This is a genomic window from Pseudorhizobium tarimense (assembly GCF_022968135.1).
Taxonomy (GTDB): Bacteria; Pseudomonadota; Alphaproteobacteria; order Rhizobiales; family Rhizobiaceae; genus Neorhizobium; species Neorhizobium tarimense.
The window spans coordinates 171,336-193,142 of sequence record NZ_JALJRA010000006.1 but is presented as its reverse complement, the minus strand read 5'-3'; the positions used below and the strand labels follow the sequence as shown (position 1 = coordinate 193,142).

The 21,807-nt window shown below is 61.5% G+C and carries 24 protein-coding genes; 9 read left to right on the top strand and 15 right to left on the bottom strand.

Going from position 1 to position 21,807, the window contains the following annotated elements; all coding sequences use genetic code 11:
- Positions 1 to 52: 52 nt before the first annotated feature.
- From prfB to MUU54_RS08945, 4 genes are all read right to left on the bottom strand, one after another.
- A protein-coding gene (prfB, locus tag MUU54_RS08960; RefSeq protein ID WP_247243684.1) for a peptide chain release factor 2 occupies positions 53 to 1,184 on the bottom strand; the annotation gives its coding sequence in 2 pieces (ribosomal slippage) (positions 53 to 1,114 and positions 1,116 to 1,184; 1,131 coding nt in all).
- 95 nt (positions 1,185 to 1,279) lie between these two features.
- Positions 1,280 to 3,736: a penicillin-binding protein 1A gene (locus MUU54_RS08955; RefSeq protein ID WP_247243683.1), complete on the bottom strand. Its 2,457-nt coding sequence runs from the start codon at positions 3,734 to 3,736 to the stop codon at positions 1,280 to 1,282.
- Between the two features lie 246 nt (positions 3,737 to 3,982).
- Positions 3,983 to 5,209: an N-acetylmuramoyl-L-alanine amidase gene (locus MUU54_RS08950; RefSeq protein WP_247243682.1), complete on the bottom strand. Its 1,227-nt coding sequence runs from the start codon at positions 5,207 to 5,209 to the stop codon at positions 3,983 to 3,985.
- On the bottom strand, positions 5,209 to 5,532 hold the full coding sequence (locus MUU54_RS08945; RefSeq protein ID WP_247243681.1) for a hypothetical protein: 324 nt from the start codon (positions 5,530 to 5,532) through the stop codon (positions 5,209 to 5,211). Before MUU54_RS08945 ends, MUU54_RS08950 begins: the two co-directional genes overlap by 1 nt.
- Before the next feature lie 291 nt (positions 5,533 to 5,823).
- On the opposite strand from MUU54_RS08945, the gene MUU54_RS08940 reads away from it, so the two are divergent.
- The 6 genes from MUU54_RS08940 to aat all read left to right on the top strand — a co-directional run bounded on the left by MUU54_RS08940 (position 5,824) and on the right by aat (position 12,681).
- Entirely contained in the window at positions 5,824 to 8,673 is a 2,850-nt protein-coding gene (locus MUU54_RS08940) for an Rne/Rng family ribonuclease (RefSeq protein ID WP_247243680.1), read from the top strand.
- 212 nt (positions 8,674 to 8,885) lie between these two features.
- Positions 8,886 to 9,644 carry a DsbA family protein gene (locus tag MUU54_RS08935; RefSeq protein WP_376742075.1) on the top strand — a complete coding sequence of 253 codons (759 nt, stop codon included), beginning with the start codon at positions 8,886 to 8,888 and terminating at the stop codon, positions 9,642 to 9,644.
- Positions 9,645 to 9,764: 120 nt separating this feature from the next.
- A complete protein-coding gene (aroQ, locus tag MUU54_RS08930) occupies positions 9,765 to 10,202 on the top strand; it encodes a type II 3-dehydroquinate dehydratase (RefSeq protein ID WP_247243679.1) in 438 nt (145 codons plus the stop codon).
- Positions 10,203 to 10,230: 28 nt separating this feature from the next.
- On the top strand, positions 10,231 to 10,701 hold the full coding sequence (accB, locus tag MUU54_RS08925; RefSeq protein ID WP_247243678.1) for an acetyl-CoA carboxylase biotin carboxyl carrier protein: 471 nt from the start codon (positions 10,231 to 10,233) through the stop codon (positions 10,699 to 10,701).
- 8 nt (positions 10,702 to 10,709) lie between these two features.
- Positions 10,710 to 12,053 (top strand): acetyl-CoA carboxylase biotin carboxylase subunit, encoded by a 1,344-nt coding sequence (accC, locus tag MUU54_RS08920; protein WP_247243677.1) that lies wholly within the window; start codon positions 10,710 to 10,712, stop codon positions 12,051 to 12,053.
- A gap of 10 nt (positions 12,054 to 12,063) precedes the next feature.
- Positions 12,064 to 12,681, top strand: a complete 618-nt coding sequence (aat, locus tag MUU54_RS08915) for a leucyl/phenylalanyl-tRNA--protein transferase (RefSeq protein ID WP_247243676.1) — start codon at positions 12,064 to 12,066, stop codon at positions 12,679 to 12,681.
- 1 nt (position 12,682) lies between these two features.
- Here the strand turns inward: aat and MUU54_RS08910 are convergent, their stop codons facing one another.
- The 3 genes from MUU54_RS08910 to MUU54_RS08900 all read right to left on the bottom strand — a co-directional run bounded on the left by MUU54_RS08910 (position 12,683) and on the right by MUU54_RS08900 (position 14,165).
- Entirely contained in the window at positions 12,683 to 13,102 is a 420-nt protein-coding gene (locus MUU54_RS08910; protein ID WP_247243675.1) for a DUF2155 domain-containing protein, read from the bottom strand.
- A gap of 91 nt (positions 13,103 to 13,193) precedes the next feature.
- The gene (locus MUU54_RS08905) at positions 13,194 to 13,592 is read right to left on the bottom strand and encodes an NADH:ubiquinone oxidoreductase subunit NDUFA12 (protein WP_247243674.1); all 399 of its coding nucleotides are present in this window, start codon (positions 13,590 to 13,592) and stop codon (positions 13,194 to 13,196) included.
- 108 nt (positions 13,593 to 13,700) lie between these two features.
- A complete protein-coding gene (locus tag MUU54_RS08900; protein ID WP_247243673.1) occupies positions 13,701 to 14,165 on the bottom strand; it encodes a GNAT family N-acetyltransferase in 465 nt (154 codons plus the stop codon).
- Between the two features lie 63 nt (positions 14,166 to 14,228).
- Between MUU54_RS08900 and MUU54_RS08895 the strand changes: the two genes are divergently transcribed.
- Entirely contained in the window at positions 14,229 to 14,624 is a 396-nt protein-coding gene (locus tag MUU54_RS08895; protein WP_247243672.1) for a hypothetical protein, read from the top strand.
- A gap of 40 nt (positions 14,625 to 14,664) precedes the next feature.
- Here the strand turns inward: MUU54_RS08895 and MUU54_RS08890 are convergent, their stop codons facing one another.
- From MUU54_RS08890 to MUU54_RS08880, 3 genes are all read right to left on the bottom strand, one after another.
- A complete protein-coding gene (locus MUU54_RS08890) occupies positions 14,665 to 15,168 on the bottom strand; it encodes a GNAT family N-acetyltransferase (protein ID WP_247243671.1) in 504 nt (167 codons plus the stop codon).
- A 4-nt stretch (positions 15,169 to 15,172) separates the two neighbouring features.
- On the bottom strand, positions 15,173 to 16,675 hold the full coding sequence (gene gatB, locus MUU54_RS08885; protein WP_247243670.1) for an Asp-tRNA(Asn)/Glu-tRNA(Gln) amidotransferase subunit GatB: 1,503 nt from the start codon (positions 16,673 to 16,675) through the stop codon (positions 15,173 to 15,175).
- An 84-nt stretch (positions 16,676 to 16,759) separates the two neighbouring features.
- Positions 16,760 to 17,269, bottom strand: a complete 510-nt coding sequence (locus tag MUU54_RS08880; RefSeq protein WP_247243669.1) for a GNAT family N-acetyltransferase — start codon at positions 17,267 to 17,269, stop codon at positions 16,760 to 16,762.
- A 278-nt stretch (positions 17,270 to 17,547) separates the two neighbouring features.
- Between MUU54_RS08880 and MUU54_RS08875 the strand changes: the two genes are divergently transcribed.
- Positions 17,548 to 17,805: a YjhX family toxin gene (locus MUU54_RS08875; RefSeq protein ID WP_247243668.1), complete on the top strand. Its 258-nt coding sequence runs from the start codon at positions 17,548 to 17,550 to the stop codon at positions 17,803 to 17,805.
- 27 nt (positions 17,806 to 17,832) lie between these two features.
- Here MUU54_RS08875 and MUU54_RS08870 read toward each other — a convergent pair whose 3' ends face one another.
- The 4 genes from MUU54_RS08870 to MUU54_RS08855 all read right to left on the bottom strand — a co-directional run bounded on the left by MUU54_RS08870 (position 17,833) and on the right by MUU54_RS08855 (position 20,935).
- Positions 17,833 to 18,297 (bottom strand): GNAT family N-acetyltransferase, encoded by a 465-nt coding sequence (locus MUU54_RS08870; protein ID WP_247243667.1) that lies wholly within the window; start codon positions 18,295 to 18,297, stop codon positions 17,833 to 17,835.
- A gap of 20 nt (positions 18,298 to 18,317) precedes the next feature.
- Positions 18,318 to 19,799: an Asp-tRNA(Asn)/Glu-tRNA(Gln) amidotransferase subunit GatA gene (gatA, locus tag MUU54_RS08865; RefSeq protein WP_247243666.1), complete on the bottom strand. Its 1,482-nt coding sequence runs from the start codon at positions 19,797 to 19,799 to the stop codon at positions 18,318 to 18,320.
- A 57-nt stretch (positions 19,800 to 19,856) separates the two neighbouring features.
- Entirely contained in the window at positions 19,857 to 20,144 is a 288-nt protein-coding gene (gene gatC, locus MUU54_RS08860; RefSeq protein ID WP_247243665.1) for an Asp-tRNA(Asn)/Glu-tRNA(Gln) amidotransferase subunit GatC, read from the bottom strand.
- An 86-nt stretch (positions 20,145 to 20,230) separates the two neighbouring features.
- Positions 20,231 to 20,935 carry a metal-dependent hydrolase gene (locus MUU54_RS08855; RefSeq protein WP_247243664.1) on the bottom strand — a complete coding sequence of 235 codons (705 nt, stop codon included), beginning with the start codon at positions 20,933 to 20,935 and terminating at the stop codon, positions 20,231 to 20,233.
- A gap of 115 nt (positions 20,936 to 21,050) precedes the next feature.
- Between MUU54_RS08855 and ruvX the strand changes: the two genes are divergently transcribed.
- Positions 21,051 to 21,536 carry a Holliday junction resolvase RuvX gene (ruvX, locus tag MUU54_RS08850; RefSeq protein ID WP_247243663.1) on the top strand — a complete coding sequence of 162 codons (486 nt, stop codon included), beginning with the start codon at positions 21,051 to 21,053 and terminating at the stop codon, positions 21,534 to 21,536.
- Here the strand turns inward: ruvX and MUU54_RS08845 are convergent.
- The gene (locus MUU54_RS08845) at positions 21,482 to 21,805 is read right to left on the bottom strand and encodes a DUF6105 family protein (RefSeq protein ID WP_247243662.1); all 324 of its coding nucleotides are present in this window, start codon (positions 21,803 to 21,805) and stop codon (positions 21,482 to 21,484) included. The two genes, ruvX and MUU54_RS08845, sit on opposite strands and share 55 nt — an antisense overlap.
- Positions 21,806 to 21,807 lie beyond the last annotated feature (2 nt).

Genomic DNA, 21,807 nt, shown 5'->3' with positions numbered 1-21,807 from the left:
AAACGGCCGCACAAAGGCGGCCGGTCCAAACTTCAGGTAGATGCCGAATGCCTTATTCTACGTCGGCGAACTCGGCATCGCCCTTGCCGCTGATGCGATGGGCGAGTGCGGCTTCCATGAACGGGTTGAGATCGCCGTTCAGGACATCATCGGGTGCGGTGCTTTCCACGCCCGTACGCAGGTCCTTCACCAGCTGATAGGGCTGAAGCACGTAAGAGCGAATCTGGTGACCCCAGCCGATGTCGGTTTTCGAAGCCGCCTCGGCATTGGCCGCTTCCTCGCGTTTTTTCAGCTCCGCCTCGTAGAGGCGAGCACGCAGCATGTCCCAGGCCTTGGCACGGTTCTTGTGCTGAGAGCGCTCCTGCTGGCACGCTACGACGATGCCGGTCGGGATGTGCGTGATGCGAACCGCCGAGTCGGTCGTGTTGACGTGCTGTCCGCCGGCGCCTGACGATCGATAGGTGTCGATGCGGCAGTCGCTCTCGTTCACCTCGATGTTGATCGAATCGTCGACCACTGGATAGACCCAGGTGGAGGAGAAGGAGGTGTGGCGCCGGGCATTGCTGTCATAGGGCGAAATGCGCACCAGGCGATGGACGCCCGATTCCGTCTTCAGCCAACCATACGCATTGTGGCCCTTGACGAGGATCGTCGCGGACTTGATGCCCGCTTCTTCGCCTTCGTGAACCTCGAGCACCTCGACCTTGAACCCCTGCTTTTCGGCCCAGCGGATATACATGCGCAACAGCATGTTGGCCCAGTCCTGGGACTCCGTGCCGCCGGCGCCGGAATGCACTTCCATATAGGTGTCGTTGGAATCGGCTTCGCCAGAAAGCATCGCTTCGACCTGGCGGCGGTCGGCTTCCGTCTTCAGCGCCTTCAGCGCCTCCTCGGCATCCTTGACGACGCTTTCGTCGCCCTCTTCCTCGCCAAGTTCGATCAGCTCGACATTGTCGTTAAGCTGCTGTTCGAGCCGCTTGACGCCGGCGATGCTGTCGTCGAGCTGCTGGCGCTCGCGCATCAGGCCCTGCGCTTCGGTGGCGTCATTCCAGAGGTTCGGATCCTCTGCCTTGTTGTTCAACCAGTCCAGTCGTCTTACCGCCTGATCCCAGTCAAAGATGCCTCCTCAGCAGGCTTATGGCCTGCTTGATTTCGTCGACTACACCAATGATTTCAGCCCGCATGGCTCTCTTTCTTGCACTGATACGATGGAAAGACGGGGTGGACATAAGGGGGCAAGGCACGGATGTAAAGGCCGCGCCTTCGCCCTCTTGTCTCCTCAGAACAGCCCGGCGGCGCCTGAGGTTACGGCCTGCTGGGCCTGGGGCGATGTCTCCAGAATCTGCTCGGGCGGCAGATATTCTGTGTCGCCGATGACGGCGAAAACGTCCGCCGGGCCCGTGCCGGGTTTGAAGGCTTCCACGATGGTATCGGGCTCACCTTCAAAGGCCATCATGCCGGTCGTGCGGTTCACCGGAATGAACTGCATGCCTTCCGGAACGTGGAACTGCTCGGCCGGCAGGCGCTGAACCGCCTTCTCCATGAAATCGGCGAAGATCGGTGCGGCAAGCCCGCTGCCGGTGCCGCCGCGGCCCAGAGGCGCCGGGGTGTCGAAGCCGATGTAGACGCCGGCGACGAGGTTCGGCGTAAAGCCGACGAACCAGGCGTCCTTCTCGTCGTTCGTGGTTCCGGTCTTGCCGGCAACCGGACGGTCGGTGATGTTGATCTTGCCGGCCGCCGTGCCGCGCTTGACCACGCCCTCCATCATGGAGGTGATTTGGTAGGCGGTCATCGGGTCGAGCACCTGCTCGCGATTGTCGACCAGGATCGGCTCGTCCTGTCCGTTCCAAGCGGTTGCATTGCAGCCGTCGCAGGTACGCTCCTCGTGACGGAAGATGGTGTTGCCGTAGCGGTCCTGAATACGGTCGATGACGGTCGGCTTGATCTGCTTGCCGCCATTGGCGATCACCGCGTAAGCCGAGACCATGCGCAGCACGGTGGTTTCGCCGGAGCCAAGCGACATGGCGAGCACCGGCAGCATCTTGTCATAGATGCCGAAGCGTTCGGCATATTCCGCAACCAGTTCCATCCCCATGTCCTGCGCCAGGCGGACAGTCATTTGGTTACGCGACTTCTCGATGCCGAGGCGGAGCGTCTGCGGACCAGCGGAGCCGCCGCCATAGTTTTCCGGGCGCCAGACTTCGCCGCCGGAGACCATCTCGATCGGCGCATCAAGGATGACCGAGGCGGGCGTGTAGCCGTTGTCGAGCGCGGCTGCGTAGACGAAAGGCTTGAAGGACGAGCCTGGCTGGCGCATCGCCTGGGTGGCGCGGTTGAACTCGGATTCGGCATAGGAGAAGCCACCCACCATGGCAAGCACGCGGCCGGTGTTGGGGTCCATGGCGACGAAACCGCCCTGCACCTTCGGCGGCTGCCGGAGGCGGTATTGGCCCTCCTCGTCCTTGATCGCCTCGACATAGATCACGTCGCCGGGCTCAAGAACGCCTTCCGGCGACTTGGCCGTCTTCCGCTCGCCCTTCGCATCGCGATAGGCCCACTTCATATTCTCGGCCTGGATTACGCCGGTTTGGCGCGGCGCCTCGACATCGCCGCCGCCATTGGTCGATGGCTGCAGGCCGATATTGACTTCCTTGCTTGAAACGGCGGTCACCACCGCCAGCTGCCATTCCGGCACATCGCGCAGGGGCTCGATCTTGCTGAGTTCGGGACCCCAGTCGCCGGCCACGCTGATCGTCTTGACGCGGCCGTGGAAGCCGCGCCGCTCGTCGTAGTCGACAAGACCCTTGTGCAGGGCCTGGCGAGCCAGGACCTGAAGCTCCGGATCAAGCGAGGTGCGGACGGAGAGCCCACCCTCATAAAGCTTGTCGTCGCCGTACTTCTCCTTGATCTGGCGGCGAACGGCCTCAGCGAAGTAGTCAGAAGCGAAGAGATGGGTGCCGCCGCGGCGGGGCTTGACGCCAAGCGGCTGCTTTTTCGCCTCGTCGGCATCGCTTTGGGTGATGTAGCCGTTCTCGGCCATGCGATCGATCACCCAGTTGCGGCGCTCGATGGCTGCAGCTTCACGTCGGAAGGGATGGTAATTGTTCGGCCCCTTGGGCAGGGCTGCCAGATAGGCCGATTCCGCAATCGTCAGCTCGGTGACCGACTTGTCGAAATAGGTGAGCGCTGCACCGGCAATGCCGTAGGAATTCAAGCCGAAGAAGATCTCGTTGAGGTAGAGTTCGAGAATCTTGTCCTTGGAATAGGTCTGCTCGATGCGGAAGGAGAGGATCGCTTCCTTCACCTTGCGGTCGATCGTCTGGTCATTGCTGAGCAGAAAGTTCTTTGCCACCTGCTGCGTGATCGTCGAGGCCCCCTCCGGACGGCGGCCGGAGCCGAGATTCTGGAAGTTGTTGACGATTGCACGGGCAAGGCCCGCCGGGTCGATGCCGGGGTGGTTGTAGAAATTCTTGTCTTCGGCCGAAAGGAAGGCCGCCTTCACCCGGTCCGGTACCGCCTGGATGGGAAGAAAGAGGCGCCGCTCGCGCGCATATTCGGCCATCAAGGCACCGTTGCCAGCGTGAACCCGTGTCGCCACAGGCGGCTCGTAGGAATTCAGGACTTCGTAGTTCGGCAGATCCCTGGCGACGCCCGCGAGATAGATCGCGACGACCGCAGCCACGCCCAAAAAAAGGACGCATGCCAGTCCAAAGAAATACCCAATAAGTCTGATCATATCGAAGCTACCGTTCGGCTAAAATTCGGTGCCCAGTACACCATCGCATGAATGACCCGCTTTTGCACGGCGGTGGTCTCAGCGCAAGCCGAACAGATCCGGACGCGCGAGTCACTGCATCACTTGGCTGCGAGTAACGGCTCGAATGTGAGCAAAATAGGGCCCTAGCGGGCGCAACCGAGCCGCCGCAGAGCAAGACATCCAATTGCTTAACCGGTGTTGCCGGCGCGCCACCCTTGCCGTCACTCAGCCGCCGTTGGCAACCGCGAGATTCTTGTAGCGCTCGACAGAATCGACCAGCAGCCCGCTCACCTTTTCCCGCCATCCCTGATCCAGAAGAAGCTTTTCATCCTCGGGGTTGGAGAGGAAGCCCAATTCCAGCAGAACCGACGGGATGTCAGGTGCGCGTAGGACCTGGAACCCGGCATAACGATGGGCATTGTTGATCAGCCCGACCTGCCCTTCGAAAGAATCCAGGACATTCTGGGCAAGCGTGATCGAGAAGGCCTGTGTCTCGCGCCGAGTGAGATCCATCAGGATGTCGGCGACCTCAGGCGGCTCGTCCTTGAGGCTCACGCCGGCGAGTTCATCGGAAAGGTTTTCTCGGGCCGCGAGGTTCTCCGCCATGCGGTCCGACGCCCGATCGGAAAGCGTGTAGACGGTTGCACCGCGGATGTCGCGCTGGCTCAGCGTGTCGGCGTGCAGGGACAGGAAGAGATCTGCCTTTGCCTGCCTTGCCAGCGTCACCCGCTCCGACAAGGTGAGAAAGGTGTCGTCGTCGCGGGTCAGGTAGGCCCTGATGCCGGGTTTGGCATTGAGCCGATCGGCGACCGCCTTGGCGAAGGAAAGTGTGATCTCCTTTTCGGGCGTCTTGGTCTCGACACCCGTCGCACCCGCATCGATCCCGCCATGGCCGGCATCGACCGCGACAACGAATTCTCCATCGTCGGCAGACGCAATGGGCGTGTCGCGATCACCCTCCTGATCGGTCTCCCAGCTCTGCTTGCGCACGAGGGCTTCGAACGCCTCGGCCGTTGCCATCTCGGCATCCAGCACCAGCCGATAACCGCTGTCGGACTCCTGCACTTCCGCCAGGGTCAGTTGCACCGGCCGCTTTGCCGTCAGCACAATGCGTGCACTGCTCTCGTCCATCGTGCCGTAGCGGATGTCCTTGAAGAGGCCCCGCGCCGAAAGGTCCTCCTGCTTGAAGCCGAAGGCGGTGGCGGGAAGGTCAACGACCACACGCTCGGGAGCGGCGACGTAATGAACGGAGAACTCGGGCTTTTCCTCAAAGTCGATGACGATGCGGGTTCTTGCCTCGTCACCGGCGATTCGTGCCGCATAGGCGAGCAGCGGCTTGGGAGCCGCGGCTTCGGCAAAGCCGAGCTGTCCCGACGCCAGCACGAGCAGAACCGCCGCAGCCTTCTGCACGATTCGCTCGCGCAGACATGCCGACCACACGCTGCGGCCCATCACAGCACCCATTCCTTCACTGCCCCCAATTGCAGCCTGCCCGCCCCGGGTATTCTCGTCAGTCGCGCAATTCCCGACACGTTCGCGCACCAGCACTTACGAATCAACGGCTTCCAGTAGCCTGTTAATTCGATCGACAATATGGCGCGCACGGGTTTTCCCTTGCTATTATGCCTCAGAAACCATACAAGGCGGATGAGGAATAAGGTGTTGACGGGATAGTCCACCGGCAGGCCTGCCAGCCTTTTGGAACCTGGCGCCGAAACCGGATCGGTCATCCGCCGTCTGTACATCTTACTCCTGATATTGATCACTTCCGGCATTGGCCGGCCTCATACCGGGTGGCGCGCCACCCACGCTCGCACGGAGCACCTCACCGGGCCCTCGAGGCCTTATAATATCGTCGTTCTCTTTTGGACTTCCATGTCGCGGCAAATGTTTCAGAACCTGGATACCCTGAAGGAGCCAAGATCTCCGTCAGCCGTCCGGTCGTCGCCGCAACGCCGTTCCGAGAGAACCATTTTTTCCGGCGCAATCACCATCTTGCATGACGGGCCTGTCCTTGCGGCAGGCCTTTTTGCACCTGCTCGGCTGCGCCGAGGAGCAGAATATCTATGGCAGACAAAATGCTTATCGACGCGTCTCATGAAGAGGAGACGCGGGTAGTCGTCGTACGCGGCAATCGTATCGAAGAGTTCGATTTCGAGTCCGAGCACAAGAAGCAGATACGCGGAAACATTTACCTGGCGAAGGTCACGAGGGTTGAGCCCTCGCTGCAGGCTGCGTTTGTTGACTACGGCGGAAATCGTCACGGCTTCCTCGCTTTCGCAGAAATCCATCCCGACTATTATCAGATCCCGCTCGCCGATCGTCAGGCCCTGATGCAGGCCGAGGCGGAAGAGCAGAAGAAGATTGCCGAAGCCGATTCGGTGGATCCGGTCGATCTGGCCTCGGCTGAACAGCCCTCTGTTGACGCACCTGTGGAGGCTCAGACGGAGGCCGGCGCGGAGGCTGCCGAGGCGAGCCCCGGCGAAGAAGCCGCTGTGGAGGCGGAGAAGCCGAAGGCCAAGCCGAGCCGCAGCCGTTCGCGCAAAAAGGCGGTCGAGGCCGAAGCAAGCGAGGCGGCTGCAGGGCCGTCCGACGAGGGTGAGGACAAGGGCACGCCCGGCGAGATGGCGGCCATGGTCGAGACTGACTCCATCTCCGAGGATGTGCGCGGACGCCGCAATCACGACGATGATGACGAGGATGACAACGGCGAGAAGGAAGAGATCGAATCCGTTGGCGCCGAAGATGCCATGGAAGAGGTTCCTGATCGCGTCGTGCGCAAGCCGCGCAAGCAGTACCGCATCCAGGAAGTGATCAAGCGGCGCCAGATCCTTCTCGTTCAGGTTGCCAAGGAAGAGCGCGGCAACAAGGGTGCTGCCCTCACCACCTATCTTTCGCTTGCCGGCCGCTATTCGGTGCTGATGCCGAACACGGCGCGTGGCGGCGGCATTTCCCGCAAGATCACGCAGCCGCAGGACCGCAAGCGGCTGAAGGAAATCGCCCGCGAGCTCGATGTGCCGCAGGGCATGGGCGTCATCCTGCGCACTGCGGGCGCCAATCGGACGCGGGTCGAGATCAAGCGCGACTTCGAATACCTGATGCGCCTTTGGGAAAACGTGCGGACGTTCACTCTGGCGTCGACTGCGCCCTGCCTGGTCTACGAGGAAGGTTCGCTGATCAAGCGCTCCATCCGTGACCTCTATAACAAGGACATTTCCGAGATCATCGTCTCAGGCGAGGAAGGCTATCGCGAAGCGAAAGACTTCATGAAGATGCTGATGCCGAGCCACGCCAAGGTGGTTCAGCCCTATCGCGACCTGCACCCGATCTTCGCTCGCTCCGGTATCGAAGCGCAGCTCGACCGCATGCTGCAGCCGCAGGTCACCCTGAAATCCGGCGGCTACCTGATCATCAACCAGACGGAAGCGCTGGTTGCGATCGACGTGAACTCCGGCCGCTCGACCCGCGAGCATTCGATCGAGGACACGGCACTGCAGACCAACCTGGAGGCGGCGGAGGAAGTCGCGCGCCAGCTGCGTCTGCGCGACCTCGCCGGCCTGATCGTCATCGACTTCATCGACATGGAGGAGAAGCGCAACAACCGGGCGGTCGAGAAGAAGCTGAAGGATTGCCTCAAGAACGATCGCGCCCGTATCCAGGTCGGCCGGATCTCGCATTTCGGCCTGCTCGAGATGTCGCGCCAGCGCATCCGCGCCTCGGTGCTTGAATCGACGACGCAGATCTGCACCCATTGCGGCGGCACTGGCCATGTGCGTTCGCAGTCGTCCATCGCGCTGCACGCGCTGCGCGGGATCGAGGAATATCTGCTGAAGAATACGACGCACGACATCACCGTGCGCACGACCCCGGAGACTGCTCTCTATCTGCTGAATCAGAAGCGCCACAACGTGGTGGATTACGAGAAGCGCTTCGGCGTCTCGATCTTCATTGAGTCCGACAGCGGAATCGGCTCCAGCCATTTTGCGATTGATCGCGGTGAGCCGGTCGAAAACCCGGTCAAGGTTGAAAGCCTCATCCAGTTCGCCGCGATGCCGGTCGATGAAGACGAGGACGACGATATCGTCGTCGAGGAGGAAGAGGACGAGGAGCTGGCGGAGGCAAAGGCCGAAGCGCCTGCTGCCCCAGCACAAAATGAGGAGCAGAACGGCCGCAAGCGCAAGCGTCGCCGTCGCCGTCGCAACCGCAACGGTGACCGCAGCGAGGCCGGCAGCTTCGACCAGAACGGCGACGACGCCGGCTCGGCCAGCGACGATGACGCCGACGAAGCCGACGACGAGACAGAAGCGCGCGAAGGCGTAGACGCAGACGAGGAGCAGAGCGAAGGCGGTCGCCGCAAGCGCCGCCGTCGTGGCAAGCGCGGCGGACGCCGCAACCGTCCGGAAGACGGCCAGGAGCTTGGCGACGAGAGCGAGGCTCAGCTGTCGGATGCTTCCGGCGAAGAGGCAAAACCGGCAGACGGCGATGCTGCACCGACGGTAGGGGAAGAAGCGCCTGCCGTGGAAGCTGTAGCGGCGGAACAGCCGGAACCGGAGGCTGCCCCTGCCGCTAAGCCGCGCCGGACGCGCCGCAAGGCAGCCGCTGCGCCCGCCGAGGACGCTGTCACTGAGGTAAAGCCGGTCGAAGAGGTGGCCGAGGCAGCCCAAGCCGCAGAGCCTGTGACCCAGACGGTTATGGCGCCGCAGGTCGACGCAGCGCTTGGCGAGGACGCAACCTCTGCCGACCAGCAGCCGGACGAAACCGAGGCGAAGCCCGCTCGCGCCAACCGCGCATCCAACATCAGCTCCTCCGATCCGGTGGTGAAGAGTTCGGAGCCGACTGGCGAGAACGGTGATGGTGACGATGAGCCTTCGAAGCCGAAAAAGGCGGGCTGGTGGCAGCGCCGCGGCTTCTTCTGAGGCGAGCGAACCATTCGTCGCAAGAGGCCGCATGTTTTGCGGCCTCATTTTTTTGGGCGGCACGGGCCGCCATTCAAACGTGGTTGTGACGGCAGAAACTGTTCCTCACGCTAATTGGCTGTTTCTATCGTCCGCGGGCTGGCTTAGGTTCGCCGCAAATCAACGCTAGTCAGGTGCGACGACGCCTGTACAAGAGCCACGAGGATCAATAAATGCCTGCCGCCTCCAAGACACTCGCTTTGGGCACCATGCTGATTTCGGCGCTGTGGCTGACGCCTGCTGCGGCCCTCGACGAGGAGCAGAAGAAGGAGATGGGCGACTTCATTCGCGAGTACCTCATCGAGAACCCGGAAATCATGCTGGAAGTGCAGTCGGCGCTGGAAGCCAAGCAGCAGGAGCAGCGCGTTGCGCTCGCCGGGCAGGCGGTCGCTGCCAATCATGATGCCATCTTCAATTCCAAGAATGACATCGTGCTTGGCAATCCGGACGGGGATGTCACCGTCGTCGAGTTCTTCGACTACAATTGCGGCTACTGCAAGCATGCTCTGGCCGACATGGAAGCCATCCTGGAAAAGGACCCCAACGTTCGCTTCGTGCTGAAGGAGTTCCCGATCCTCGGGCCGGATTCGATTGCTGCACACCGGGTGGCGAATGCAGTGCGCCTGCTTGCGCCGGAGACGTATCCGGAATTTCATCGCACGCTCCTTGGCAGTACCGGCTTGGCGAACGAAGAGAACGCCATGGACGTCGCTACTTCTCTCGGTCTCGATGAAGCCGCGGTCCGCAAGTCAATGGAAGAAAACCCGAATGACAGCATCGTTCGGCAGGCCTACCAGCTTGCAAACAGTCTCGGCGTGACCGGCACCCCAACCTATGTGGTCGGCAACGAAGCGCTGTTTGGTGCCGTCGGCAAGGAGGCCATTGAAGAGAAGGTCTCCAACGTCCGCGCCTGCGGACAGAGCACCTGCTGAGGTTAACCTCGAGCGACAGCCCATGGGGAAAGCCCGGCGTTTCAACGGCCGGGGGCTTTTCCTTGCCTGCCTGCCGGTCTATAGGTGCCCCCTGACTTCAGACGGAACATTGATCCAAAGATGAGCAAGACGGTCTTCGTCCTCAACGGCCCCAACCTCAACATGCTGGGTAAGCGCGAACCCGGCATCTATGGCGGCAAGACGCTGAAGGACGTCGAGAATGACTGTCTGAGTGCAGGTCGTGAGCTCGGCCTCACCGTCGACTTCCGCCAGAGCAACCATGAGGGCGCGCTCGTCGACTGGTTGCATGAAGCCGGTGAAGCTGCTGTAGGCGTGGCGATCAATGCAGGCGCCTACACCCATACCTCGATTGCGCTTCATGATGCCATTCGGGCGATCACCGTACCGGTCATCGAAGTCCATATTTCCAATGTGCACGCGCGTGAAGAATTCCGCCATCATTCGATGATCGCGCCGGCGTGCAAGGGCGTGATCTGCGGCTTTGGGCCGACGAGCTACATTCTCGCACTACATGCCTTGAAAAGCATCACTGACTGACAAGATAAACAGAACAACAGGGTTTGCCATGTCTGATAATAAGAACGGTATCGATAAGGGGTTGATCCGCGACCTCGCGAACATCCTCAACGACACCGACCTCACCGAGATTGAGGTAGAGCAGGACGATCTGCGCATTCGCGTGTCCCGCGCGTCTGCAATGCAGTACGTCCAGGCTCCCATCGCAGCCGCTCCCATGGCCGCTCCGGCTGCGGCTGGCCCTGCAGCAGCTGCCGCCCCGGCGGCCCCGGCTGCCCGCGACAACAGCAATGCAGTCACGGCACCCATGGTCGGCACCGCCTATCTGGCGCCCGCTCCGGGATCCCGGAACTTCGTGGAAGTCGGTGCGACCGTCAAGGAAGGCCAGACGCTTCTCATCATCGAAGCGATGAAGACCATGAACCAGATCCCCGCCCCTCGTTCGGGCAAGGTCGTTGAGATCGTGGTCACTGACGGGCAGCCCGTCGAATATGGCGAGCCGCTCGTCGTCATCGAATAGGACGCTCAATGATTTCGAAGATCCTCATAGCGAACCGCGGCGAGATTGCGCTTCGCGTCCTGCGCGCCTGCAAGGAGCTCGGCATCGCCACCGTTGCCGTTCACTCGACCGCGGATGCCAATGCCATGCACGTGCGCCTTGCAGATGAAAGTGTCTGCATCGGACCGCCGCCCTCGCGTGACAGCTACCTCAATATCCACCAGATCGTTGCCGCCTGCGAGATCACCGGGGCCGATGCCGTGCATCCCGGCTACGGTTTCCTCTCGGAGAACGCGAAGTTCGCCGAGATCCTGGACGCCCACGGGATCACCTTCATCGGCCCGACGGCCGAGCACATCCGCCTGATGGGTGACAAGATCACCGCCAAGCAGACGGCGGTCGAACTCGGCATCCCAGTCGTTCCCGGCTCCGATGGCGAGGTGACGGCAGAGAACGCGCTGGAGACGGCGCGGCAGATCGGCTTCCCGGTCCTGATCAAGGCCACTGCCGGCGGCGGCGGTCGCGGCATGAAGGTCGCAAAGACCGAAGCCGACCTGGATGAGGCGTTCAACACCGCGAGGACTGAAGCCGCCGCCGCGTTCGGCAATGCTGCCGTTTACATGGAAAAATACCTCGGCAAGCCGCGGCACATCGAGATCCAGGTGGTCGGTGACGGCGTCGGCAATGCGATTCATCTCGGTGAGCGCGACTGCTCCTTGCAGCGGCGCCACCAGAAGGTCTGGGAAGAGGCAAACTCCCCTGCCCTTAACGTCGAACAGCGCATGAAGATCGGCCAGATCTGCGCCGACGCCATGAAGAAGATGAAGTACCGTGGCGCCGGTACAATCGAGTTTCTCTACGAAAACGGCGAGTTCTATTTCATCGAGATGAACACCCGCCTGCAGGTGGAGCATCCGATCACCGAAGCGATCACCGGCATCGACCTCGTGCACGAACAGATCCGGGTTGCCTCCGGCGCCGGACTTTCAGTGACGCAGGAGGAGATCGTGTTCTCCGGCCACGCCATCGAGTGCCGCATCAATGCCGAGGATCCTCGGACCTTCGTCCCCTCGCCCGGTACAATCACGCATTTCCATGCGCCGGGTGGCCTTGGCGTGCGCGTCGATTCCGGCGCCTATGCCGGATACAAGATCCCGCCCTATTACGACAGCTTGATCGGCAAGTTGATCGTTCATGGCCGGACCCGGGTGGAATGCATGATGCGTCTGCGCCGCGTGCTCGACGAATTTGTCGTGGACGGGGTCAAGACCACGCTGCCTCTTTTCCAGGATCTCGTTTCCAACCAAGATATCGCCAACGGCGACTACGATATCCATTGGCTGGAAAACTATCTGGCGGGGCACAAGCAGTAACGGGAGACGCATGATCGGGCGACGCGGCAGATATTATCCGACCATCACGCCGGACATTCTGCTGCGCGCCTATTCGATCGGTCTCTTTCCGATGGCGGAATCTGCCGACGATCCGGAGATATTCTGGGTCGAACCGGAGGTGCGGGGGGTTCTTCCGCTTGACGACTTCCATGTCTCCAGGAGCCTCGCAAAGGCCATCCGCAAGAAGCCCTTCTACATACGAGTGAACACCGCGTTCGACCGTGTGATCGACCTGTGTGCCGAACCGGCGGCGGACCGGGCGAACACATGGATCAACGCCACCATCCGCCTGCTTTACTCCGAGCTCCACCGCATGGGGCATGCGCATAGCGTGGAGGCGTGGGAGGGAGACGAACTGGTGGGCGGTCTTTACGGCGTATCGCTCGGCTCGGCCTTCTTCGGCGAGAGCATGTTTTCCCGTAGAACCAATGCTTCGAAGATCTGTCTCGTGCACCTGGTCGAGCGGCTACAGGCCAAGGGTTTCAGCCTTCTCGACACCCAGTTCACGACTGAGCATCTGAAGACCTTCGGCGCCATCGACGTGCCGAAGGAGGACTATCTGGAAATGTTGAAGGAGGCGGTCGCCTCGCCGCACCTGCAGTTCTAGGTCAGTTCGTCGCTTGCGGCGGAGGAACATCCGACTCCTGCTTGCAGCCGGTCAGCCAGACGTCGTAGATCGCATGCTCGACGGCGTTGAGGCCGGGGCTGTCGGCAAACATCCAGCCGGTAAAGATCCGGCGGATCTTACGGTCCAGGGTGATCTCGTCGACTTCTACGAAACCATCGACCCGCTGCGCTTCCGTTTCGTCGCGGGAGTAGCAGACCTTCGGCGTCACCTGCAGCGCGCCGTATTGAACGGTCTCATCGATGTATACGTCGAAGGTCGTGATGCGGCCGGTGATCTTATCGATGCCAGCAAAGACGGCTACCGGATTGGAGATGCGCGCCGCCGGCACGGATGTCGCCATCAGCGCGGGGAAGGCTGCAACGGCGAGGCCGAGAGCAAGCTTGCGAGAGAAGATCCTCATCGACGGTCCCATCCTGCGTCAGATCCGGAAGGTGTGAATGCGCCCTCGGCGCATCCCTCGCCTAAAAGCCGAATGTGGCCAAAACAGGTGCTCAGGAGCCAGGCGTCCAGGCGTCGTAGTCGCCGGTGACGCGTGGCCGCTCACCTGCACCTGCAAGCGAACCCTTCGGCCGATAGGCCGCCGGGGTGCCGGTGAGGTTGGGCTTGTGGGGTTTTTCCCACTCGCGCAGCACATATGTTTCCTGCGACGGTGCGACGTCGGTGCGGTGATGCATCCAGCCGTGCCAGCCAGGCGGAATCGCCGATGCTTCCGCAACGCCGTTGAAGATCACCCAGCGGCGCGGCACGCCGAATGACGTCTGCGGGCCTTCGTAATAGACATTGCCGAACTCGTCTTCACCGACCTTCTTGCCGAAGCGCCAGGTGTAGAAGCGGGTGCCGATCGTCTGGCCGTTCCACCAGGTGAATATCTGAAGCAGGAGTTTTTTCATGTGTTCTTCGTCAGCTCTGGCAAACGCTGCGGTGAGCGCGATGTGACCTTTGAGGGGTTATGCAACCTGCCGAACCCGATGTCCAGCGATTCCCAATTGCGCAAACCCTCATTTCAGCTTCATCTTGAAGCCAAAATGGCTCTTGGAAAAACCGAGCCGCTCATAGAAGCGATGGGCGTCTGTGCGGGCCATGTTTGACGTCAGTTGTACCAACCGACATTGGCGCCGGCGGGCCTCCTGCAGGGCGTAGTCAATCATAATTGCACCAATCCCCCGCCCGCGCATATCCGCCCTCGTCTGAACCGCCTCGATGATCATGGACAGCCCGCCGCGCCCGGTCAGCGTGCGATTGAACATGATCTGGAAGGTGCCGACAACGTCACGGTGAAGCTCGGCCACGAACAGCTGCTCGTTTGCAGAGGCGTCGATCACGTTGAATGCGCGGAGATAATCCTCAAAAGCATCCGGTTCGGTGGTGTCGCCATGGCCGCCGATCGAGTCTTCGGCAAACAAACCGATGAGAGCAGGAAGATCCTCCTCATGAGCTCGACGTATAGTGATTTCTGGCGCCATGCTTTTCTCCGAGACCGAATCCATGGATGCTTCAAGTGAACGGCACTCTAAGGATTTTGCTCGATGAGACAACGAACGGTCCGATGGATCCTCTGCGGGATCCTGTTATGGAGCGTGTCATCTCCAGCGGGCGCACAGAACGCCATCGCCTTCTCGCAGGCTCCCGAGATGAGCAGCGGCGTCTGTGTGGGCGGCAGCATCCGCGAGGCGCTGGCTTGTGCCAAGAGGCGGTGCATCGATGGCGGAGGTACACAGGAAGATTGCCTGGAGACGACAGCCTGCTTTCCCGCCGGCTGGTCCGTCGACCTCTTCGTCCCGCGCCGCGAAGGTCCGCACTGGCACGAGGTGCACTGCGGCTTCGACAGCCGAGAGGGTGAGCTTGCAGCCGCCGATGCCGTCTGCGATCGCACCCGCCGAACGGACCTGATCGGAATGCAGCGCCGTTCGGCTACTGGATGATAAGGGGACGGAATACGAACCGCCAGAGGTTCAGTAACGACTAACGCGGCATCGGCTTCTCGAGCACCACCGCCGGCAGACCGGAATTGGGACCGCCCCATTCTTCCATGCGATCGACTTCGGTGAACCCGAGCCGTTCATAGAACGATATGGCGCGAAGGTTCTGCAGCGCCACCTCGACCCGCATGATCTCCGTGTCCGGGAAGCAAGTCTCAAGTTCTGCGAAGATGTCCCGACCGATGCCCTCGCCCTGGACCGACGGCCTGACATAGAGCTGATGCAGCATCACCGTCTTTTCCATCTTGGGATACATGGCTGCATAGCCGATGCCACCGATATCCCTGCCGCTGTCGGCAACCAGAAACTCGCCGTCCTTCTTACCTATTCGGCTGCGGATGGCCGCAGGCGAATGCCAGCCGGCAATCAGCTGCGTCACCTTCTCCGCGCCGTAGAAGGGATCGTAAGTTGCGTGGAACGTCTCCGCCAAAAGGGCGCGGATCTTCTCCACGTCCTCCTCTCCAGCGGTTCGGACGAAATAGACCACGGGCCTATTCCTCGATGCCCAGCTTCGCCTTCACCAGTGCCTGCACTGCCTGCGGGTTTGCCTTGCCGCCGGTCGCCTTCATGACCTGACCGACGAACCAGCCGGCCAGAGCCGGCTTCGCCTGGGCCTTGGCTACCTGATCCGGATTGGCGGCGATGATCTCGTCGACTGCTGCTTCGATGGCGCTGGTGTCTGTCACCTGCTTCATGCCGCGCGCTTCGACGATTTCAGCGGGATCGCCGCCCTCGTTCCACACGATTTCGAAGAGGTCCTTGGCGATCTTGCCGGAGATCGTCTCCGACTTGATGAGATCGATGATGCCGCCAAGCTGGGCCGGGGAAACCGGAGTCTCTTCAATGGCTTTGCCGGCTTTGTTCAAGGCGCCCAGCAGGTCGTTGATGACCCAGTTGGCAGCCGCCTTGCCGTCGCGGCCGGCGGCCACGGCCTCGAAATAATCGGCAATCGCCTTTTCCGATACGAGCACGGAAGCGTCGTAGACGGAGAGACCTAGTTCGCGAACAAAGCGCTCCTTCTTGTCGTCCGGCAGTTCCGGCAGGTGCTCCTTCAGGGCCTCGACGAAGGCAGCGTCGAACTCCAGCGGCAGCAGATCCGGATCGGGGAAGTAGCGATAGTCATGCGCTTCTTCCTTCGACCGCATCGATCGGGTCTCGCCTTTGTTCGGGTCGAAGAGACGGGTTTCCTGATCGATTGAGCCGCCGTCCTCCAGGATGCCGATCTGGCGACGGGCCTCGTATTCGATCGCCTGACCAATGAAGCGGATGGAGTTGACGTTCTTGATCTCGCAGCGCGTGCCGAAAGCCTCTCCCGGGCGGCGCACGGAGACGTTCACGTCGGCGCGCATCGAGCCTTCGTCCATGTTGCCGTCGCAGGTGCCAAGATAGCGAACGATCGAGCGCAGCTTCGTCATGTACGCCTTAGCCTCGTCCGAAGAGCGCATGTCCGGCTTGGACACGATCTCCATCAAGGCCACGCCCGACCGGTTGAGGTCGACGAAGGACATGGTGGGATGCTGGTCGTGCATCGACTTACCGGCATCCTGCTCCAGGTGAAGGCGCTCGATGCCGATCTCGACATCCTCGAACTGACCTTGGCGATCCGGGCCGAGCGAGATGACGATCTTGCCCTCGCCGACAATCGGATCCTTGAATTGCGAGATCTGATAGCCCTGCGGAAGATCCGGGTAAAAATAGTTCTTGCGGTCGAAGACGGAGCGGTTGTTGATCTTCGCCTTCAGACCGAGCCCGGTGCGCACCGCCTGCTTGACGCATTCCTCGTTGATGACGGGAAGCATGCCGGGCATGGCGGCGTCGACGAGCGAGACGTTGGCATTGGGATCCTTGCCGAACTCCGTGGAAGCGCCGGAAAAGAGCTTGGAATTCGACAGGACCTGAGCATGCACCTCCATGCCGATGATCACCTCCCAATCGCCGGTGGCGCCGGGGATGAGACGTTTCGGATCGGGCGTGCGGACATCGACAATGGTCATGGAATGCTCTTGAAATCGTCTTGTTGGGGTTGTCCGTGAGGTAGAGCAAATGGGGCGGTGGTGCAAGCAGAAGTGCCGCGGAGGCTAAAGGCCAGGGCCGTAGGTTTCGACCTCATCCTCCACCAGAACCTTCGTCAGTCCGACGGACTGAATCTCGCGATCGAGCTTTGGCGAATAGGCGGCGGACAGCCAGTGGATGCGGTAGCCGTGCTTTTCGAAGAAGCTGACCGCCTCGTCGTTACGGGCATGGGTCTCGATGCGTGCGCTGTCGAATCCCTGACGTACGATGTCCGCCTCGACTGCCGACAGCAGCGCACTGCCAAGCCCCTGGTGCTGGAATGGCGGATCGATCCAGAAGTCGCTGATCAGTTCATCGAGCGCCTCTCGCGCCGCCCAACCAGCCAAAATGCCGCCCTGCTCGATGACGGTGATCGTCAACCAGGCCTGGCGCGTGAACGTGTCGAAGGCCATGCGAGCATTATCCCGGATGCCGGCCATCTCGCCGACATTGAGCATGGCTTTTTCCCACGCCCTCAGGCCTATCTCCCTCAACGTCTCGGTCTCGTTTTCCCGCGCGCTGCGAATGGTCGCCATGGCCGCCCCTGTCTCTCGGCAGTAGACCACTGAGTCTGGGATTTTGCCAAGAGCACTGCCGTTGCCCCCCTTCGCATCGCATTGACGGCCATTTGGAACGGGTTTAGCAATAGGTTGTCCTGTTGGAGTTTCGATGTCTAACCAGTCCGAGTCCCGGTAAAGGGTCAGCGCGCTTCATCAGCCCGCTTGGCCCGACAAGAACGAGCCGCCGATGCCCTTGCGACACCGGCAACGTTTTTGTGCGCTCGCATTCCGAGCGATTTGCAGGATTCCCGGCAATGGACATATCCCGCGCCGAACAGCGCATTCTCCACCTGCTCGCCCTGGGCGGCAGGATCGAACTCATCCGCGATGACAACCGCAAGATCGAGAAGCTCCAGCTCTTCACCCGTGAAGGCTGGGTCTTCAGCGGGCTCGACCTCATCACCTTCCGCAAGCTGAAGCAGAAGAAGGCGATCCGTTCCATCGGTGGGCGGCCGTACCGCATCACCGAGCGCGGGCTCGTTCTGGTGCGGGCGGAGCGAGATAACCGATGATGAATATGGCGCCCTCGGGCGCCATATTCATCCCGGAAGCTTCTCCAGATGCACCTTCTCCAGTTCCACGCCCATACTCTTGGAGAACTCCTTGCCTTGCCAGACGATGGTGAAACCGCAGCGCTCGTAGAGACTTACGGCTGCGGCGTTGCTAGCGTGGGTTTGGATGCGGGCGAGTGGATGGCCCTCGTCAGCGATGATGTCGAGAAGGTGCAGAATGAGTGTGCGCCCGACTCCCCTGCGCTGATGGGCTGGATCCACCCACAGATCAGAGATGCAATCCGGCGCTCCATCTCGTGCGGCCCAGCCGATCACCCTGCCCTCGCGCTCGGCAATGTGGACATCGCTCGTCGTCTCAGCAGCAAAGACCGAAAACGCTCGCCGCACTCGCTCGATCACCTGAGGTTCGAGATAGACATCCTCGAACGCGTTGCTCGATTTCCAGGCCGCGAAACCGACATCGCCGACCACAGTGTGATCGGCGACAGTCATTTTCCGGATTGTGAACTCGCCTACCACCACTTCTTCGGCGTAAAGCGGCCGGCGGCCTGTTCGATGATGTGGGCGGTCTTGAAGAGCGTTTCTTCCTCGAACGGCTTGCCGATCAGCTGCAGGCCGAGCGGCAGGCCCTTGTGGTCGAGGCCGGCGGGAACGGCGATGCCCGGGAGGCCTGCCATGTTCACCGTGACGGTGAAGATGTCGTTGAGGTACATCTTGACCGGATCGGCTGCGAGATCCTCGTCGGCGACGCCGAAGGCGGAGGATGGGGTAGCGGGCGTCAGGATTGCATCGACGCCGGCATCGAAGACCGTCTCGAAGTCACGCTTGATTAGCGTGCGAACCTTCTGCGCCTGCAGGTAATACGCGTCGTAGTAGCCAGCCGAGAGCACATAGGTGCCGATCATGATGCGACGCTTAACCTCATCCCCGAAGCCGGCAGCACGTGTCTTCTCGTACATGTCGACGATGTCCTTGCCGTCGACGCGCAGGCCGTAGCGGACGCCGTCATAGCGGGCGAGGTTGGACGAGGCTTCTGCCGGGGCGACGATATAATAGGCCGGCAAGGCGTACTTCGTGTGTGGCAGGGTGATGTCGACGATCTCGGCACCGGCATCCTTCAGCCAGGCGACACCTTGACTCCAGAGCTTTTCGATCTCCTCCGGCATGCCCTCGACGCGATACTCCTTCGGAATGCCGATCTTCATGCCCTTCACCGACTGGCCGAGCGAAACTTCGTAATCCGGAACCGGCAAATCGACGGAGGTGGTGTCCTTGGCATCGACGCTCGCCATCGACTTCAGGAGGATGGCCGCATCGCGCACGTCGCGCGCAATCGGGCCCGCCTGGTCTAGGGAGGATGCGAAGGCGACGACGCCCCAGCGCGAGCAGCGGCCATAGGTGGGCTTGATGCCGACGGTGCCGGTGAAGGCTGCCGGCTGGCGGATGGAGCCGCCGGTGTCGGTTGCCGTAGCGCCAGCGCAGAGATGCGCGGCAACGGCAGCGGCAGAACCGCCGGACGAGCCGCCGGGCACCAGTTGCTGATTAGAGCCTTCCGCCCGCCAGGGGTTGATCACCGGCCCGTAGTAGGAGGTCTCGTTGGACGACCCCATGGCGAATTCGTCCATGTTGAGCTTGCCGAGCATCACGGCGCCGTCGTCCCAGAGGTTTTGGGTAACGGTCGACTCGTACTTCGGCTGGAAGCCGTCGAGAATGTGCGAGCAGGCTTGGGTGTGGACGTCGCGTGTGCCGAAGAGATCCTTGATCCCGAGCGGGATGCCTTCGAGCGCACCGGCCTTGCCGCCACCGATACGTTCGTCCGACGCCTTCGCCATCTCCAGCGCCTTTTCAGGCGTGACGGCGATATAGGCATTCAGCGCCTCGTTGGCCGCTTGGATCGCGTCGACATAGGCCTGCGTCAGCTCGACGGCCGTGATATCCTTGGCCTTCAGCTTCTCGCGTGCTTCGGCAATGGTGAGGCTGGTGAGTTCGGTCATGTTATTAGTCGCTCAGCGGATGTGTGGAATGGTCGGGCGGCAGCAGCGGAGCTGATGCTATTCAACGACCTTCGGCACGAGGAAGAAATTGCGGTCTGTCGCCGGTGCGTTGGCAACGATATCATCGGCCTTGCTGCCGTCGGTCACTTCGTCGGTACGCTTGCGCATGACCATCGGCGTCACCGAAGTCATCGGCTCGACGCCGGTCACATCGACCTCGCCGAGCTGCTCGACGAAGCCGAGGATGCCGTTCAGCTCACCCACCATCCGTTCAGCCTCGTCCTCGCTGACGGCGATGCGGGCGAGGCGCGCGACGCGCTTGACGGTGGCGAGATCGACGGACATGGCATTACTCCGGGCAAGAATTTCCTACCGCTATAATGTCCACGTCCGCCGTTCGCAACACCTCGCACAGCTTGGGGAGCGGCCAATCAGAAGCTGAGCGTCGTGCCGGGCGTGGGAGCCTCGACGCGCGTCCGCGTACCCTCCATCCCCTTCACGAACTTATCCGCCGTCTGGTCGATGATCGGGAAGGAACCGTAGTGGCACGGGATGGCGTGCTTGAAATCGAAGAAACGCTGGCAGGCAAGGGCTGCAACGGCGCCGCCCATGGTGAAGCGGTCGCCGATCGGCACGAGCCCGATATCCGGTTGGTGCAGCTCGTTGATCAGTCCCATGTCGGTGAAGATGTCGGTATCGCCCATGTGCAGGACGGACGGCTCGTCGCCGAAATGCAGCATGAGGCCGTTGGCATTGCCGAGCGCATGGGACACGCCGTCCTCGGTGATCTGCGCGGAGGAATGCTGGGCCTGCGTGAAGGTGACGGTGAAGCCTTCGAACGAGACGGTGCCGCCGGTGTTGCCCATGTCCGTCTTCGCCACTCCCTTCTTGCCGAGCCATGTGGCGAGGTCCGCGTTGGCCAGCACGACGGCGCCGGTTTCATTGGCAAGAGAGATCGTATCGCCGACATGGTCGCCATGGCCGTGGGTGAGTAGAATGTGACTGATCCCCTCAACGGCGTCCTTGGCGTCGAGGCCCGAGAAGCCGGGATTACCGGTAAAGAAGGGGTCGAGCAGGATCTTGGCCTTAGCGGTCTCGATGCGGAACGCGGAATGGCCGAGCCAGGTGATCTTCATGAAAGTCTCCCTCGATAGGTGATGCGGAAATAGTTGAGAGTGTTAAACACATATTCCGGCTGCCACTGAATGGAAGCGGCGGCACAACTATTTCTACGCAGGGGATGCCAAACGGATGACAGTGCTGACAATCGAGGAACTGGCCGGAGCACTGGAGAGAGGCCATGCGATTGCCGGCCTCGACCTCGGCACCAAGACGATCGGCATCGCCATGTCGGATCTGGGGCGTCGTTTCGCCTCCCCTCGCCCGGTGCTCAAGCGCACGAAGTTCACCAAGGACGCCGAAGTTCTGCTCGCCTTCGCCGAGAAGGAGAAGGTCGCCGCCTTCATCATCGGGCTGCCGATGAATATGGACGGATCGGCCGGCCCGCGTGTTCAGGCGACACGTGCCTTCGTCCGCTCGATGAGCGACAAGACGGAGCTGCCCTTCGTCTTCTGGGACGAGCGTTTGTCTACCGTTGCGGCAGAGCGTGCGCTCCTTGAGATGGACGTCTCACGCGCCAAGCGCGCCGAACGGATTGATTCGGCGGCGGCAAGCTTCATCCTTCAGGGCGCTCTCGACAGGCTCTCCTCGCTGGCAAGAGCCTCTGACGAGGCCTGACGATCACGCCACCAGGCCGCGATCTTCTTGCGGCGACGAAAGCCGATGATGGCAAAGACAACGAAGCTGTCGACGACGATGGCGCGGGCAACCAGCGGCGGGATGTCCTCTGCGGGGATGCCGAGCACTTGGCTATAGACCTGGAAAACCAGGTCGTGGGCCTGCCGGGTCAGCATGAAGATGCCGAAACTCATGTCGTTGTAGGACAGTCCGTACCAGCTGCCGAGCAGCAGGATCGGTCCGGCCCACAGAATCAGGAACCACTTCATGC

Excerpts from the sequence above, each read along its gene's own strand:
- MUU54_RS08910 (WP_247243675.1), bottom strand. The coding sequence starts at position 13,102 with ATGAGGATCTTCTCTCGCAAGCTTGCTCTCGGCCTCGCCGTTGCAGCC.
- aat (WP_247243676.1), top strand. The coding sequence starts at position 12,064 with ATGATCGGGCGACGCGGCAGATATTATCCGACCATCACGCCGGACATT.
- gatB (WP_247243670.1), bottom strand. The coding sequence starts at position 16,675 with ATGACCATTGTCGATGTCCGCACGCCCGATCCGAAACGTCTCATCCCC.
- MUU54_RS08870 (WP_247243667.1), bottom strand. The coding sequence starts at position 18,297 with ATGACTGTCGCCGATCACACTGTGGTCGGCGATGTCGGTTTCGCGGCC.
- MUU54_RS08845 (WP_247243662.1), bottom strand. The coding sequence starts at position 21,805 with ATGAAGTGGTTCCTGATTCTGTGGGCCGGACCGATCCTGCTGCTCGGC.
- MUU54_RS08955 (WP_247243683.1), bottom strand. The coding sequence starts at position 3,736 with ATGATCAGACTTATTGGGTATTTCTTTGGACTGGCATGCGTCCTTTTT.
- MUU54_RS08945 (WP_247243681.1), bottom strand. The coding sequence starts at position 5,532 with ATGCCGGAAGTGATCAATATCAGGAGTAAGATGTACAGACGGCGGATG.
- MUU54_RS08950 (WP_247243682.1), bottom strand. The coding sequence starts at position 5,209 with ATGGGCCGCAGCGTGTGGTCGGCATGTCTGCGCGAGCGAATCGTGCAG.
- MUU54_RS08875 (WP_247243668.1), top strand. The coding sequence starts at position 17,548 with ATGGACATATCCCGCGCCGAACAGCGCATTCTCCACCTGCTCGCCCTG.
- MUU54_RS08855 (WP_247243664.1), bottom strand. The coding sequence starts at position 20,935 with ATGAAGATCACCTGGCTCGGCCATTCCGCGTTCCGCATCGAGACCGCT.
- MUU54_RS08905 (WP_247243674.1), bottom strand. The coding sequence starts at position 13,592 with ATGAAAAAACTCCTGCTTCAGATATTCACCTGGTGGAACGGCCAGACG.
- ruvX (WP_247243663.1), top strand. The coding sequence starts at position 21,051 with ATGACAGTGCTGACAATCGAGGAACTGGCCGGAGCACTGGAGAGAGGC.
- MUU54_RS08935 (WP_376742075.1), top strand. The coding sequence starts at position 8,886 with ATGCCTGCCGCCTCCAAGACACTCGCTTTGGGCACCATGCTGATTTCG.
- MUU54_RS08895 (WP_247243672.1), top strand. The coding sequence starts at position 14,229 with ATGAGACAACGAACGGTCCGATGGATCCTCTGCGGGATCCTGTTATGG.
- aroQ (WP_247243679.1), top strand. The coding sequence starts at position 9,765 with ATGAGCAAGACGGTCTTCGTCCTCAACGGCCCCAACCTCAACATGCTG.
- MUU54_RS08900 (WP_247243673.1), bottom strand. The coding sequence starts at position 14,165 with ATGGCGCCAGAAATCACTATACGTCGAGCTCATGAGGAGGATCTTCCT.
- accB (WP_247243678.1), top strand. The coding sequence starts at position 10,231 with ATGTCTGATAATAAGAACGGTATCGATAAGGGGTTGATCCGCGACCTC.
- MUU54_RS08880 (WP_247243669.1), bottom strand. The coding sequence starts at position 17,269 with ATGGCGACCATTCGCAGCGCGCGGGAAAACGAGACCGAGACGTTGAGG.
- gatC (WP_247243665.1), bottom strand. The coding sequence starts at position 20,144 with ATGTCCGTCGATCTCGCCACCGTCAAGCGCGTCGCGCGCCTCGCCCGC.
- accC (WP_247243677.1), top strand. The coding sequence starts at position 10,710 with ATGATTTCGAAGATCCTCATAGCGAACCGCGGCGAGATTGCGCTTCGC.
- MUU54_RS08940 (WP_247243680.1), top strand. The coding sequence starts at position 5,824 with ATGGCAGACAAAATGCTTATCGACGCGTCTCATGAAGAGGAGACGCGG.
- gatA (WP_247243666.1), bottom strand. The coding sequence starts at position 19,799 with ATGACCGAACTCACCAGCCTCACCATTGCCGAAGCACGCGAGAAGCTG.